Source organism: Pseudoalteromonas sp. NZS11 (genome assembly GCF_015864765.1).
Lineage (GTDB): Bacteria > Pseudomonadota > Gammaproteobacteria > Enterobacterales > Alteromonadaceae > Pseudoalteromonas > Pseudoalteromonas arctica.
Map to the genome: position 1 here is coordinate 535,692 of NZ_JADYWP010000001.1, position 15,028 is coordinate 550,719.

Annotated in this window: 12 protein-coding genes and 1 pseudogene; 4 read left to right on the forward strand and 9 right to left on the reverse strand. The window is 38.3% G+C overall.

Features of this window, described 5'->3' with window-relative positions; all coding sequences use genetic code 11:
- Positions 1-95: 95 nt before the first annotated feature.
- Positions 96-3,899 (reverse strand): bifunctional proline dehydrogenase/L-glutamate gamma-semialdehyde dehydrogenase PutA, encoded by a 3,804-nt coding sequence (gene putA, locus I6E82_RS02390; RefSeq protein WP_010553201.1) that lies wholly within the window; start codon positions 3,897-3,899, stop codon positions 96-98.
- Positions 3,900-4,068: 169 nt separating this feature from the next.
- On the opposite strand from putA, the gene I6E82_RS02395 reads away from it, so the two are divergent.
- Positions 4,069-4,551 carry a winged helix-turn-helix transcriptional regulator gene (locus I6E82_RS02395; RefSeq protein ID WP_024598591.1) on the forward strand — a complete coding sequence of 161 codons (483 nt, stop codon included), beginning with the start codon at positions 4,069-4,071 and terminating at the stop codon, positions 4,549-4,551.
- A gap of 78 nt (positions 4,552-4,629) precedes the next feature.
- On the opposite strand, the gene I6E82_RS02400 is transcribed toward I6E82_RS02395, so the two are convergent.
- The 7 genes and pseudogenes from I6E82_RS02400 to I6E82_RS02430 all read right to left on the reverse strand — a co-directional run bounded on the left by I6E82_RS02400 (position 4,630) and on the right by I6E82_RS02430 (position 12,444).
- Positions 4,630-5,619, reverse strand: a complete 990-nt coding sequence (locus tag I6E82_RS02400; RefSeq protein WP_121954206.1) for a sensor domain-containing diguanylate cyclase — start codon at positions 5,617-5,619, stop codon at positions 4,630-4,632.
- Between the two features lie 183 nt (positions 5,620-5,802).
- Positions 5,803-6,183, reverse strand: a complete 381-nt coding sequence (locus tag I6E82_RS02405; protein ID WP_121954205.1) for a DP-EP family protein — start codon at positions 6,181-6,183, stop codon at positions 5,803-5,805.
- Between the two features lie 20 nt (positions 6,184-6,203).
- Positions 6,204-9,458 carry an nSTAND1 domain-containing NTPase gene (locus I6E82_RS02410; protein ID WP_197116617.1) on the reverse strand — a complete coding sequence of 1,085 codons (3,255 nt, stop codon included), beginning with the start codon at positions 9,456-9,458 and terminating at the stop codon, positions 6,204-6,206.
- 168 nt (positions 9,459-9,626) lie between these two features.
- The gene (locus I6E82_RS02415; protein ID WP_008167991.1) at positions 9,627-10,457 is read right to left on the reverse strand and encodes a mechanosensitive ion channel family protein; all 831 of its coding nucleotides are present in this window, start codon (positions 10,455-10,457) and stop codon (positions 9,627-9,629) included.
- A 38-nt stretch (positions 10,458-10,495) separates the two neighbouring features.
- Positions 10,496-11,230 (reverse strand): LrgB family protein, encoded by a 735-nt coding sequence (locus I6E82_RS02420; protein ID WP_007581691.1) that lies wholly within the window; start codon positions 11,228-11,230, stop codon positions 10,496-10,498.
- Positions 11,223-11,576 carry a CidA/LrgA family protein gene (locus I6E82_RS02425; RefSeq protein ID WP_197116619.1) on the reverse strand — a complete coding sequence of 118 codons (354 nt, stop codon included), beginning with the start codon at positions 11,574-11,576 and terminating at the stop codon, positions 11,223-11,225. The genes I6E82_RS02420 and I6E82_RS02425 overlap by 8 nt, the downstream gene beginning before the upstream one ends.
- Positions 11,577-11,647: 71 nt before the next feature.
- Positions 11,648-12,444, reverse strand: a pseudogene (locus I6E82_RS02430) (crotonase/enoyl-CoA hydratase family protein).
- 367 nt (positions 12,445-12,811) lie between these two features.
- Here I6E82_RS02430 and I6E82_RS02435 point away from each other — a divergent pair.
- The 3 genes from I6E82_RS02435 to I6E82_RS02445 are packed head-to-tail and all read left to right on the forward strand — an operon-like array spanning position 12,812 to position 14,495.
- The gene (locus I6E82_RS02435) at positions 12,812-13,132 is read left to right on the forward strand and encodes an HI1450 family dsDNA-mimic protein (protein WP_007581697.1); all 321 of its coding nucleotides are present in this window, start codon (positions 12,812-12,814) and stop codon (positions 13,130-13,132) included.
- 42 nt (positions 13,133-13,174) lie between these two features.
- Entirely contained in the window at positions 13,175-13,987 is an 813-nt protein-coding gene (locus I6E82_RS02440; protein WP_007581700.1) for a DUF481 domain-containing protein, read from the forward strand.
- 25 nt (positions 13,988-14,012) lie between these two features.
- Complete coding sequence (locus I6E82_RS02445) at positions 14,013-14,495, forward strand: hypothetical protein (RefSeq protein WP_197116621.1); 483 nt, start codon at positions 14,013-14,015, stop codon at positions 14,493-14,495.
- A gap of 42 nt (positions 14,496-14,537) precedes the next feature.
- On the opposite strand, the gene I6E82_RS02450 is transcribed toward I6E82_RS02445, so the two are convergent.
- Positions 14,538-15,023 carry an FKBP-type peptidyl-prolyl cis-trans isomerase gene (locus I6E82_RS02450; protein ID WP_007581704.1) on the reverse strand — a complete coding sequence of 162 codons (486 nt, stop codon included), beginning with the start codon at positions 15,021-15,023 and terminating at the stop codon, positions 14,538-14,540.
- Between the last annotated feature and the right edge of the window lie 5 nt (positions 15,024-15,028).

Genomic DNA, 15,028 nt, shown 5'->3' on the forward strand with positions numbered 1-15,028 from the left:
CTTTCATTAAGCTAACAAATATATACGTTACTACCTAATAAAAAAGGCACTTTTCAGTGCCTTTTTTATTTTTTAGTTAAAAAGCATTAGCTTAATTATTCATCATCTTCAACAAGCGTCATTAGTGATGTGTTACCACCTGATGCTGTTGTATCAATACTGATTGTTTTTTCAGTAATAAGACGTTTGATTAATGTATCGTAATACTCAGAGCTAATTACTGGTAAAATAGCACCTTTACGCTGTGCAAGCTGTTGACTAAAGTAGCCCAAGCGAGACGAGCGAGCAGCAACTACCGCACCGGCTAAATGAGGGTGCGCCAAAATAGCTTGTAACTGGTTAGGTTTAGCTACTTGGAAAACACCTTCTGCAACACCTGTAGAGATAAATTTATCTTTAAAGGCAACGGCTTCATCATAAAACAGCTCAGACGCTACAGTAATTACCGTATTACCTGCGGCAATAGCAGTGATGATAGACAATGCCCAGAAGTTAAATGATGTGCTCTTATCTGCATAACACACTACACAACCACGTGCTTCTAGATGAAGTGTATTAGACTCACCCGTTGGCCCAGGCAGGGTAGTAAACTTACGCATGTGCTTTTCAAGGCGGTTAAGCTGTGCACGTGCTTCTGATAATGTTAATGCTAAGTCGTCTGCTAAATCGTCGATAATTTCTACCGTCGCGATTTTAGCAAGCAACTGACGTACAGCCGAAACACGGTCGTTTAGTGGTGTTGCACGCCAGATTTTCTCATCGCGCATTGAGTTAGCCATTAGCTTTTTAACTTGCTCATTCGCACCGCTGTAGTGGTGTAAATCAAGTTCGTCAGGCGTTAGGTTAGTCATTTGTACGTTATCTGGTGATGCTTTTTCTTTTACTAAACGTTGTAGGTAGTTAGGGCCACCGGCTTTAGGGCCAGTACCTGATAAACCACGGCCACCAAACGGTTGCACACCAACAATGGCACCAATCATGTTTCGGTTAATGTAAACATTACCCGCACGTGACATTTTAGCAAGGTACTCACAGCGCTCTTCAATACGTGAGTGAACACCCATTGTCAGACCATAGCCCGTGTTATTTATTTGATCCATCACATCATCAAGTTCATTCGATTTAAAGCGAACAATATGAACACATGGGCCAAATACTTCACGTTTAAGTACTGATAAGTCTTTAATTTCGTATAAACGAGGTGCAAAAAAGTATGCGCCATTTTGAGTATTATCAGGAATTTTACATTCGTAATGAAGTATAGAATTACCTTTTAAGTACTCAACGTGTTCATTTAAGTTTTTAAGTGCTTTTTCATCAATTACAGGGCCAACATCAGTTGATAGTAACGATGGATCGCCAATGTGTAACTCAGCTAGAGCGCCTTTAAGCATTTCGATAATGCCATCAGCTACGTCATCTTGAATGAATAAAACACGAAGAGCAGAACAACGTTGGCCAGCACTTTGAAAACCAGAACTGATCACATCGTCAACTACTTGCTCAGGAAGCGCCGTTGAGTCAACAATCATACAGTTTTGGCCACCTGTTTCTGCAATTAACGGTACTTGAATATCGTTACGTGCAGCAAGTGTTTGAGAAATTAATGTGCCTGTTTCAGTAGAACCTGTAAACATAACCGCTTGAATGCGCTCATCAGGAACAATTGTTTTACCTACTTCTGAGCCGCGAGCGATAACCGGTTGAACAACGTGCTCAGGTAAACCAACAGATAGCATTAGTTCAATGGCACGAAGGGCGATTAAACTTGTTTGCTCAGCAGGCTTAGCAATTACAGTGTTACCTGTAACAATCGCAGCAGCAACTTGACCTAAGAATATTGCAAGCGGGAAGTTCCACGGGCTAATACATAAAATAACGCCACGGGCTTCGAAACGCTCATCTTTAGATAACTCTTCAGCGCGCGCTGCGTAGTAACGACAAAAATCAACCGCTTCACGTACTTCATCAATACCATCTTGCGCTACTTTACCCGCTTCTTTAATACAGATAGCGACTAGTTCATCATGATGACGCTCTAAAATGTCAGCAACGCGGCGCAGTAAATTAGCACGCTCTTTTACTGGTGTTTGTGACCATGATTCAAGTGCCGCTTCAGCGTTAGCCAGTAATACTTTCATCTCTTCGCCAGTTTGTAACTTAACGTGGCCGATGATTTCTTTGTGATTTGCTGGGTTTTTAACAGCCAATGAGCCTTCTGGTACTTGGCTTTGCTCAATTAAGTGCTCATTAAACCATGTTTCAAGATTCTCTTTGAAAGGGGTAATAACGTTAATATCGGTTAAATCCATGCCTTTAGAGTTAGCACGTTCTTCACCGTATAAATCAATTGGCATTTTGATTTGCGTATTGTACTTGTTACGCAGGCCTTGCAGTGTTTCTACAGGGTCTGGTAGTAATGATTCAACAGGTTTTGTTGTATCTACAATCGCGTTTACAAATGATGAGTTAGCACCATTTTCTAACAAACGACGAACAAGGTAAGCAAGTAGGTCTTCGTGTTGACCAACCGGTGCATATACACGACATTGAATTTTTTCTTCGTTAACGATTTGGTCGAATAATGATTCACCCATACCGTGCAAACGTTGAAATTCAAAACCGGTGTTGTCGCCTTTCGCTACTTCTAAAATAGTCGCGGCAGTGTAAGCGTTGTGCGTTGCAAATTGTGGATAAAGTACGTCGCGCGCTTCAAGCATTTTAATTGCACATGCTTTGTAAGAAACATCGGTTGTTGCTTTACGAGTAAATACAGGGAAATGCTCTAAACCATCTTGTTGTGTGGTTTTGATTTCAGTATCCCAGTACGCGCCCTTAACTAAACGTACCATCATCTTACGACCAACACGGGTTGCAAGGTCTGTTAGCCATTCAATTACAAAAATAGCGCGTTTTTGGTACGCTTGAACCGCTAAGCCAAATCCTTGCCAATCACCAAGATCTTCATCACTAAATACCGCTTCAATGACATCTAATGAAATATCTAAACGGTCAGCTTCTTCAGCATCAACGGTAAAGCCGATATCGTATTTCTTAGCAGCAAGCGCAAGCTCTTTTAACTTTGGTACAATTTCTTCCATCACACGGTCTTTATGAGTGAACTCATAACGTGGATGAATAGCAGAAAGCTTAACTGAAATACCAGGGCTCTTAATTGGACCACGACCATTTGCCGCTTTACCAATCGAGTGTATAGCATTCATGTAGCTGTCAAAGTAACGCTTCGCATCTTTCATTGTGCGCGCGCCTTCGCCTAGCATATCGTAAGAATATACATAACCTTTTTGCTCTGTATCGGCAGCACGTTCAATTGCTTCGTCAATGGTACGACCCATAACGAATTGCTTACCCATAATTTTCATAGCAAAATTTACAGACTTACGAATAACTGGCTCACCTAAACGACCAATGGTCTTTTTAAGCATGCCGAACTGTTGTTCTTTCGTTTTGTCTGTGTAGTTAACCATTTTACCGGTAACTAATAATCCCCAAGAAGACGCGTTTACGAATAAAGAATCGCTGCTGCCTAAATGAGAGCTCCAATCACCTTTCGCTAACTTGTCACGAATAAGTACATCTTGAGTCGCTTTATCTGGTACGCGAAGCAGTGCTTCGGCCAAACACATTAATACAACGCCTTCTTCACTAGAGAGTGAAAATTCATTTAAAAGCGCATCAACACCGCCTTGCCCATCTTGCTCTTTACGAATGTTTAAAACAATCTGGCGGGCTCTTTCCCAGGCACGACTTCGTGCTTTTACGCCTACTTCTGCAAGCGGTAAAATATGATCAATAACCGCATTTTCATCTATGCGGTAGAAGTCACGGATTCTTTGTCTAATAGGACAAATCGTTGTTAAATCGCCGTTGAATAACATAAGCAACCCTCAGGAGTGTTAAGAATTAAAGTAAAATTAATTACCAATAAATTACCAGTGATATTGTGAGTGCATTCTAATTAAATTTCAGCAGAATATGCTGGTTAAATTTCGCGTTTTACGATAATTTACAGGGCATAAATTTAACTTATCCGCATAAAATTCTGTTATGACAATTCCAAATAGATTACGCATGCTAGATCGTATTGATTTAGCCATACTAGACGTTCTACAAAAGAACGGCAGAATTTCAAATGTTAACCTCGCAAAACAGGTTAATTTGAGTGCAAGCCCGTGTCTTGATCGTGTAAAACGATTAGAGCAAGAAGGCTATATCGAAGGCTACTACGCTAAGCTTAGCGAAGCAAAGCTTAATCAAAGCTTAGTAGCACATGTTCAAGTGTCGCTTGTTGCTTCAAATACAGCAGTATTTAAGGTATTTAGAGAGCATATACTAAGAATACAACAAGTCGTTGAATGCGACATGGTGGCAGGCGGTTATGATTATTTATTAAAAATCCGCGTGTCTAATATGGAAGAATATAGACAAGTTCTTGGCGACTTAGTCGATATTCCCGGCGTGGGCACTCATCATACTTATATGGTGATCGAAAAGATTAAAAAAGACGAAGGGCTGCTAATCGACGTTTAAGCTTTTCTTAAGTAATAAAAAACCGCAATTGCGGTTTTTTATTTTAGTAGATAAAGGCTATACCAAATAGTTAGTACATCACCTTATACATAATTTATTACGACCTTCCGACTTCGCTCTATATAAAGCCGTATCAGCCGCGCATATTAATGCCTCAGATGTTCTGTACTGATTATCGTATTCACACGCTAAACCCTGGCTTACACTTATCTTTACATTCGCTGGCAAACCAATATCTCTAAAATTAATGTTGAGTATTTTTTCTTGAATACGTTTTGCGATCATTTCTGCATTTGAGACATGTGAGCGGGGTAATACAACAGCAAACTCTTCACCACCATAGCGTGCTACTAAACTATCTTTTGAGGGGAGGCAGTCTTCAATTGTTTGAGCTACTTTTTGCAAACATTTATCACCCTTTACATGACCAAAATTATCATTAAACAGTTTAAAAAAATCAATATCGATCAAGATAAAACTCAAAGGCTGTTTGTCTACTATGCATTCTTGCCAATTTTTAATAATCGCCTTCTCTAAAGTGCAGCGATTAGCGACGCCTGTAAGGTGATCTATTTTGGCTATGTTTTCGAGTACTTTATACTTTTTAACATGCCTAGAAATATCATGCATAATACAAATAAATAGAGGAGTATTGTTTGTGGTTGATGCGGGTATACAAGAAATTGAGAGCTCTATATCTAAACAGTTACCATTGTTTTTTATTATTTTAACTTCTTTTGGGCCATGATTGAGTGGTGTTTGATAGTTGTTTTTCCAACTTTCAAACATGTATTGATAGTCATCGCGATACTGTTCTTGTAAACAATCTTGCCATTTTTTACCTATTAATGAGTCAGACGTAACATTAAAAAAACGAGCTGCAACGGGATTTACTGATTCAAACACTCCATCTGCATTAACAATAAAAATAGCATCGGCCATGACATTAGTGACATTAATAATTGCGCTTATTTTTTCATTGTTAACGGTATTAGAAATGCTGCTGATTAATGCAGATACAGCGTTGTCGGTGTTGTTTGCTCTGCTATTTTCATTATTGTTAGACATGGTGTTGCTCATTTTTATTGTTAATGAAACTTTATGTCTAGGAGTTTATTTAATTTATGGGTTTTAAACCTTTCGGTAACCTTCTGATTTAAGTTATTGTTATTTAATGTTTATTTAGGGGCGTTTTTAAAAAATTGCACCGCAATTAATAGGCCAGTGCAATTTAAAAAGAAGCGTTGCTAATTAGAGTTCTTTTTCATTCTTAACTTGAGGATCGGCGCTTTCATATTTTTTGCCATTACACTCAACGTTAAAGATTAAGCATACAGATCCATTATTTTCGTCTGTGTCGGTAATGATAATTGTGTGGCCGTTATCACTTACTTTATAGCTGAAGTCTTGGGCGCATGGTTTTTGTGTGTCGATATCGGTGATAGTAGCGCCAGTAAATACGAAACCATTTTGAATTGTGGCGTCGTCTAAATTGTAGTTGCCAGCGGTTTCGGTTCTTACAACACCACCGCCAGTAGCGGGTTCGCCATTTTTTGTATAACTAAAAATAGCTTCACCGTTGTTAAGTTTAATATTTACTTGAAAGTCGACATTTTCTAGGGTGTTATTCATATCATTTCCTTTATGAGTAATTATAGTTGGAAGTTCGTAATGCCTAATTTAACTAGGCTTGTTTTTATTTCTGATATCTCGTCTTCTCTGTTTAAACAGGTATAAGCTTGTACTAGTGGGTATGTTATTTTTACGCTCTGACTTGTTTTTGCTGCTTCAGAAATAGTTTTGATAGCACTTAAGCAAAATTGCTCTCGCTGTTTATTAGTTGTAGCTAAGTTCGCTTTGATTAAGTTTATTCTTGTATGTACTAAGTAATCACCAGTTCTAGTTAGGTTGGCTAATTGATGTGTGTAGTTTTCATTATTCTCAAGCTCAGTTAATAACTCCTGTGCTTTGAGTGGTGATTGTCTATTTATAAAATATTGAATCAGTGTAATTTGTGTATTGATAGTGCTGGTATTTTTAAAATTTTGAGATTTTAAAAAATTAATTATTTTTTCAATTGTTGAGTCAGTACTTTCATCAGTAGATAGCATTAGTGAATGTGCTAAAGAGCGATAATACATAAGCTGAAATTTATTGTTTTTTGGATCTTGTACTAAAGCTTCATTGATAACTTGATTAGCCAAGCTGGCTTTTTTATGAGCCATCCGTTTATCACTCAAATAGCTCAGTAAATAACTTTGTTGCATATATATGTTTGCTGACGTGTAAAAAAGGCTTGCATCACTAGGGTAGTTAGCAGTCAATTTTGTGATTACCTCAACTGCACCTTCCAATATATTAACTGCTTCATTAAAGTTACTTAGCTTCTCTTCTGTTTTTGCAAGCCAACTAATCGTATCTGATTTATCTCGAAGTAAATTTTTGTTATTCGGTTTTAGTTCAAGTGCTTTATTTTTAAGTAAAAGCGACTCTGTAAAGTTCTTTTTTGCAGCGCTGTAGTCAGACTTTTCTATGTATAAAGAACCTAAAGAATTAGATGAATACGACAATTCCATAATGGAGTTAAAATCATTGGCTGCCAGCGCATACATTTTTTTACTGTAAGCGTGGTATTTTTTAAACATTTGCTCAGTAGCTTGATGATCATTTTGATCATAAGCTAATTGACCAAGCCAAAAGGCATTGGCACCTGCAAGCGTGAGTAGCTCTAAGTTGTTAGGCTGTATTTTTAATAATGCCTCAAGGCGGGTGCGGGCGTTTTCAAAGGCGGTAAAGGCTTCATCGGTTTTACCTCGGGAATAAGCTACTTCACCCATTGCTTCGAGGGTTTGTGCGTACTGAAAACGGTTGTTAAATTGTGCTTTATTATCGCTAAAGCTAAAGAGAGAACTTGAATCGTCAGTTTGCTCAGTAAAATACTCAAGTGCTTTATTACTAATACCATCAAGTAAGTCCATACGTTCAACGCTACGTAATTTATCGGCAAAGTCACCCACCATAAACCCTAGTAAGCTTTCGGCCTCAAGCTGTTTCTTTTGCGCATGTTGTTGGGCCTTAAAACTAGTAAAGCTCATTAATAACGCGGTAAATGTAAGTAAGCACAATAAAGCAACGGTCACTCGTTTTACTCTTATTTTTGTTTTTGTTTTTTTAATAGAGCTTTTGATAAGAGTGTGCTCGTTATCATCTAATTTAAACAGTTTGTCGTTTAGTAATAGCTGCGCTTCTTGTAGCGGTTTACCTGGCGCTAGGAGGTAAGCACTACTTTTACCTTCATCTATCCAATTTTGCGCTTGGTGTTGTAAACGACTTTTTATTGCTAAGGCATCTTTATGGTCATTAATCCATTGTTTTGCGCGCGGCCATTGACGTAATAATGCCTCGTGAGCAAGGCTAAAGCAGGCTTCTTGGTTTTGTAAATGCGATACAAATAAACGGCTATCGACCATGGCTTGCACAAGCTCTTTTTGGCTTGTGTTCGTTAATGTTTGCCAGCGGGCAGCGCGGCTCGTAATGGTTTTACCATCTGGATTTAAAGTGATCAGCTGTGATAACACGCTTTTTAGTTGCTGTTGTTGCTCGTTACTAAGGTCAATAAATATATCTTCTGCTTTTTTGCCTATGGCGCCCTCAATACCACCGAGTTTTGTGTAAACACTGTGCAGTAGCTCGTTATTATCACTGCGCTGTAAGTACAGCTCTTGCAATGTGTATTGTAGCATGGGCAGTGCATCGGGGTTATTGGCTGTATCGGCGCACAATATTTCATCCAGTGGTGTTTGGGTTTGTGGGTCATTGGAGAACGTTAAATTAGCGGTTAACGCTGGCAGGCGAATAATTTGTTGAAGCTCTTGGCGATTTGGCGGTGTTAAATCGTAGTGCGCGCCATGAGCTTTGCCTGCCATTAGACTTGGTTGTTCAACCACTAAAGGGTAAAAGTCGTTACGACACGCACTAAATACAATCACAGTTTTAGAGGTTGCTAAGCGCTCAATAACTGATAAAAAATGGCTGCGTGTTTCGCTACTAAATAAAGGAGAAGAAAGCAGTACTTCTAAGCGGTCAATAAATAAAAATAACTGTGGTGTTTTAAGTTGTGTAGAGGCTTTGCTAAGTGCAATTTGTATGGCGTTGATTACGCCATCGATTGCCAATTCTAGTTGCTCTGCCAGTGTTTGCGCGCTTAATCCTTCAAATACAGGAAGGCCATTTATATCCCAATCAAGCAATGCAGAAGCTAAATCTAAAAAAAGTCTATTTTTATGAACATCTGCAAAGTCGAGTTGGCTATAAGAAATAACCCCAATGCCGTTATAGCCTCGCTCATCTAGCAGTTTTGGTAAAATCCCAGCATTAACAAGCGAAGATTTACCCGTACCGCTAGGGCCAAGTATTAAGCAAAAAGCACGACCAAATTTAACTTGGCTCGATATTCTATTGAGTAACGTTTCTATAGATTGATTGCGGCCAAAAAATAGGTGTGTATCGCTTGGGTTGTAGGCGCTTAATCCTAAAAAAGGAGAGCCACCTTGCCATGTGTTTTCACTTTTTTTTATATCTTCAGCCAGAGGAAACTCAAGTTTTGCAATAACGCGGTAACCACGTTTGCGAATAGTTTCTATGTAGGTGGGTTCACTTGCTTTATCACCGAGGGCTTTTCGTAACTGGGTAATTGTTTTATGCAGCGGGTTATCGCCTACCTCAACATTTTTCCAGCATTGATCTAATAGCTCGTCAGTAGTAACAATTTCGCCTTTTTGGAAGCAAAGATGAACTAACACATCCATGGCTTTTGGTTCTAACTGTTTATTTTTTTCTGCACGCTGAAGAGTATTTGACTGGGGATTGACTTGCCAATCACCTAAATAAAAAGGGCTGCGATTCATAATGGCTCATTATTGTTATTATGTAATTAAAGCGAGTGATTAGCCGACTTTTTTAACCAAGTCTTTATATTACAGATAAAATAACAAACAGATAAGGAGTTTTTACGCAGTAAAAGAAGTTTATTGATGTGGGTAATTCAATATTGAATTACCCACTGGATTTTATGACTATATATCGCTTTTATTTATAGTAATGACGCGTTGAGGGAATGGGATTTCAATATCAGCGTTATTAATTGCTTTATAAACACCGCCATTAATAGCCAGCTTGGTTTCAATAATTTTAGTGGTAGGTACCCAATATCGGTAGCTTATTGTAACACCGCTATCGGCAAAGCGTTCAATACCCACTTGTGATAACGGATTTTGTGCGACTAATTCGTGTGCTTTAAGTACGTCTTCAATAAGGCTAATCGCATTATCAGAGCAAGCACTATAGGCTATATCTATTTCACCTTTGACCAATGAGTAACTAAATGAGTTATGAAGTATTTCACCTACTATGTGCTTATTTGGAATGGTAATTTCTACTTTTTCTTCATTGATTAAAATAGTGTAGCCAAGCTCAATTGTTTTAACTTGGCCGCTTACATTTTTAACTTCAATAGTATCACCAACAACAAAAGGTCGAGTGGCTATAATGGCAAGGCCTGCACCATAGTTAGAGAGCATTCCTTGCAGCGCTAAACCTGCACCCAAAGACGCAGCACCAATGGCTGCTACAAATGGCGTAACACTGATACCTATTTTGCCAAGTGCAATAATTATAACCATTACAATTAGCAGTACTTTTACCACGCTACTGACAAAGTTAGTAAGCGTAATGTCAACGTTATGACGGGTCATTAAGGCCGCTACAAATTTGGCAAGCTTTTGCGCTATCCACAAACCAATGAGGACGATAAAAATAGCACCGACAATTTGCATACTGTAGGTAACCATATACTCAGTAAGCATGGTGTAATATTTTTCAAACTGTTCGATTTCAGAACTGATCATAAAGCGCTCTATGTTAGGGCTATGTTGTATTTTTCCAACTATAGCAAAATGTTGACTAAAAATGGATATAACAGCGGTACTATAATCGCTGTTAGTAAAGCGCTTAGCGCCATTGCAACCGATGAGTAAGCGCCAACTTTTGGATGCTCGGCAATAGCAGCGGCAGTCCCAATTGCATGACAAGCTGTGCCCATGGCAACACCTTGAGATTCGTGATTAAAGATATTAATGAGTTTAAAAAGCATAAAGCCAAATAAAGCGCCTAGTAAACCAATAAAAATAACTAAAGCCGCTGCAAGTGAGCTAATCCCCCCTAATGAATCAGTGACAATTAAAGATATTGGGGTTGTGACACTGAGTGCGGCAACAGATGCACTTAGCTGCGCAGGCGCATTAAATAATATGCTTAGCAAAAATGCCACTACGGTTGCGTTAACAATACCTAGGCTACATGTTGCGACTATAAGTAATAAGTTTTTTCGTACGTGTGTAAACTGCTGATATAAAGGAAGCGCTAAAGCCACAATCGCGGGCTCTAATAACCAGCTTAGTAATTTGCTGTGCGAGGCAAATTGCGTATAAGACAAATTTAGATTAACTAGTAATAAAGCGATAATACTAATACTTAAAAATACGGGGTTAGTGAGTGATTTAAATACGCTGTTTTTTATACTTTGGTTTACGGCCCTTAGTGCTAAAAACAATACAATAATAAAAGGAATACTTAGCCACCATAAAGTAGGCTGTAGCTCTGAAATAGTAAAATTAGTCATTATTTTCTCTTCCCTTAAAGTGCGCAATTACACTACTAACAAGCAACAAGGTAGTTACAGGGACTAACACCACAACTGATGCTAAAAATGCCCAGTGCGATTTTATAAGGCCGAGATGTTCAATAAATCCCACACCCGCAGGAATGAAAAAGATAGGCATAATATTTAAAATAGGGGAGGCGCATGGTTTTACATGTTGCTCTTTTACAATACCCGATAAGAGTAAAACTAATAAAATAACCATAGCAAGTAACGGTGCAGGAAAGCTTCCACTAATAAAGTGCATAATGAGTTTAGCGCAGGCTAAACATAGTAAAATAATAGCGCTACTGAGCAGATATTTCATCAAAGTGGCTCACAGAAAAGATAAGAGCTTAACTTTAACAAATCAAACTCTTTTATGCATTGTGCAATAGTCTACCAGTGCTTTGTATTTGCGTAGGTTATATCCGCTTTTCCTTTTCCTTTTGCTTTAGCAATTGCTTTTTTGTGTTTGGGTTTAGCAATAAGCGAATTTGGCTTAAGGTTTCTTTAGCGAGTATTTTTCGTTGGTTTGGTTTATAGCTAAGTTGTGTAACACGTTTAATAGCAGCAAGCGTATCTGGTGAACGCTCAAGTAATGTATCGAGCATGTTTTGCGTTGCTTGTTGAGTATCATCGGTAAGTTTAGTAACCAAACCTAGCTCATTTGCTTGTTGTGCAGTGATTGGGTTTGCGTGGCTTGCAAGCCAAAGTGCTTGGTCGCGCTTAACTAAACCGCTCATCATTACATTTGCGCCCATATCGGGGCACAATCCCCAACGCGCTTCCATAATGGCAAGTTTGGCATCAATATGAACAACTCTGTAATCTGCCCCCAAAGCTATTTGCAAACCACCCCCTAAACAGTTGCCATCAATTTGTGCAATAACGGGCACACTAAGTGACTGCCAGCCTAATACTACTTTTTGCGCTAAATTTTGATTGCCTGGTAACCATTTAAGCAATAATTTCACTATGTTCATTGGTGTAGCCATTACTGCAGATATATCAAGGCCTGCACAAAAATGCTCGCCATCGCCTTTTATTACTACAGCACGAATACTGCGATCTCTTTTTATATTTTTAATGACTTTGTTTAGCTCTACAAACATTTCAAAACTTAATGCATTTTGTTTTTTTGCTCTGCTAAGCGTGACGGTTGCAATGCCATTTTGTTTTTCTAGTTTTATCATTACACACTCCTCTGACCTGTTGCTTGAGCTTATGTTGTTATAGGAATTAAGTAAAGTGACGGTATTTTTTAAATAAATGGAATTTATTGCTAAAGCCGTAGTCTTAAAGGATTGGTTTTAGATGAGAAAAGGCTAAACAATTCGGACCTAAGATAATAAAAATATTTTACGTTGTTATTTTAACTTAAATAATAAAAGTAATCTTTATATTCAATAGGTTAGGTGAGTTGTTATTTGTCGTTTTAGTTGTATGCTGAATAAAGCATGACTCGGTTACAAAAAAGTCAGTGTTTTAAGCTTTTTTTTATCAAAATGATGATGAGATTTGATAATATAGCGCAACTTAAAAGCTTAAGGTTAAGCACATATGTCGGGTCCACGTTTATATACGGTAGAAGAAGCTACTCACCAAGCTTATGATATTTTTTTAGAGTTAGCGCCAAATAACTTGAGTGAAAAAGATGTTGAAGACTTTAATGAGTTTAGAGAAGACCTAGGCTTTATTGAAGAAGACGAGCCAGATGACCAGTGGCAAGACTTTGTAGCCCTTGAAATAGAGCCAGAGCACTTTATTCAGGTGTTGGTTGGTTTAGAATTTGAAAATGATGATGTTTTGTTTGCTAAAATTTTGATTAGTCGTGATAAAGATGCTCCGTTTTGTCATATTTTATGGAAAGAAACTGAATAAGCAATACTGCTTATTTTTATAATTGTGTGCAGAGAGAGTATTGTGCGTAAGTATTTATTTTTAATTTTTTTAATAATTAGCAGCCCAAGTTGGGCCGTTGATCCATTTGAAGATTTTCATGAATATGGCAAGCTCTCTGATGAAGAAATTCATGAGTTACACAAAGGTGACATGTTCTACGGTGATACTGAATTTGGCTTTATTCTAAGTAAAGGTAACACCAATTCGACCAGTTTTAAGCTCAAAGGTAATTTATACCAAGACTTTGAAAAGTGGCGTAACCAATTTAAAATAGACTCTCTTTATAAGCGTGATGAGAACGATGAAAGCGGTGGCACTGATGTTACAGCTAATCGTGTTTTTGTATCTGCGCAAGGTAACTATAAAGTAGGTGTTAAAAACTCCTCATTTTTTATTTACGGTGATTACGAAGAAGATGAGTTTAGTGGACTTGATTTTAAAAGTACGGTGGCGACAGGCTATGGTGCGCGTGTATATCAAGGCTCTAAAAACAAAGTAGATATTGATATAGGACCTGGTTTATACCGTTCAGTAGCCGATGAAGATTCGGATGTGAGCGAAGATGAAATTAATAAAACCGGTTATTTAGTACGTGTTGCAATGCAGTGGGAACGTTTGGTTTCTAAGCGTACTCGTTTTAATCAAGATGTGAGTATAGAGCAGTCGCTCTCAGGTCTTAATTCTCGCTTAAAATCGGAAACCGCACTAATAAGCCAAGTGATTGGTGCGGTATCACTCAAATTTACCTACATGTATCGTTATAATTCAAAACCCGAAGATGATAAACTCAAGTTTGACTCAGAGCTGAGTGCTACATTGGTGTACAGCTTTTAAGTATTTATTTAATTTAGAGAATATTATGTATCAGCATAAACAGTATGCGGTGTTTATCTTTTTTGTATTAGCGTGGATAGGCGGTTTTGTAGCGCTTGCATGGAACTTGTTAGGCGCTGATGGACCTTTAATGATATTTGCTGGGATTTTAGTGCTGGTGGGCTTTTTGTTCCATGGTTTAACAGTAAAAGTAGATGATAAAAAAATTAGCTGGGCGTTTGGCCCAGGCGTTGCAGGGCAAAGCATTGAGCTTGGCGAAGTAGTAGAAGCTAAGGCAGTCCAAAACTCTTACAGACACGGTATTGGTATGCGAATTACTCACGATGGTTGGGTGTATACAGTATCTGGCTTTAGTGCAATACAGCTAACGCTTAAAGATGGCACTTTGTATCGAGTTGGCACAAACGATCAAAAAGGTTTACTAGCCGCTCTAAAAGAAAATAATGTATCAATCGCGCTACCTAGTAAGGCAAAAACTGAAACGGTTAAGCGCAACAATATGATATAAAAAAAGCGCCCTAGGCGCTTTTTCACTTGGTTTAACAGTGTATTAGTGGTCGTGACCACATCCACCTTCACCATGTACATGACCATGAGTGAGTTCTTCTTCGGTTGCATCACGTACTTCTAATATCTCTACATCAAAGTTAAGTGTTATGCCTGCAAGTGGGTTATTACCATCTACAATAACTTCTTCATCTTGGATATCGATGATCATTACTGATTGGTCACCATCATCTGTTGATGCACGAAATTGCATGCCGACTTCAATTTCCATACCTTCAAACATCGACTTAGGTACAGCTTGCATTAGGTTATCGTGGCGTTCGCCATAACCTTCATCAGGTTCAACTTTTACGCTAAGTGTGTCGCCTGGTTGTTTGCCTTGCAAAGCATTTTCTAGGCCTGAAATTAAGTAGCCTGTGCCAATGATAAAGTGTAGTGGCTCACCACCGAACGAATTATCAATGCTATTGCCATCATTATCCATTACCGAATAATGCATTTTTACCACTTTGTTTGCCGCAACGATCATAGTCA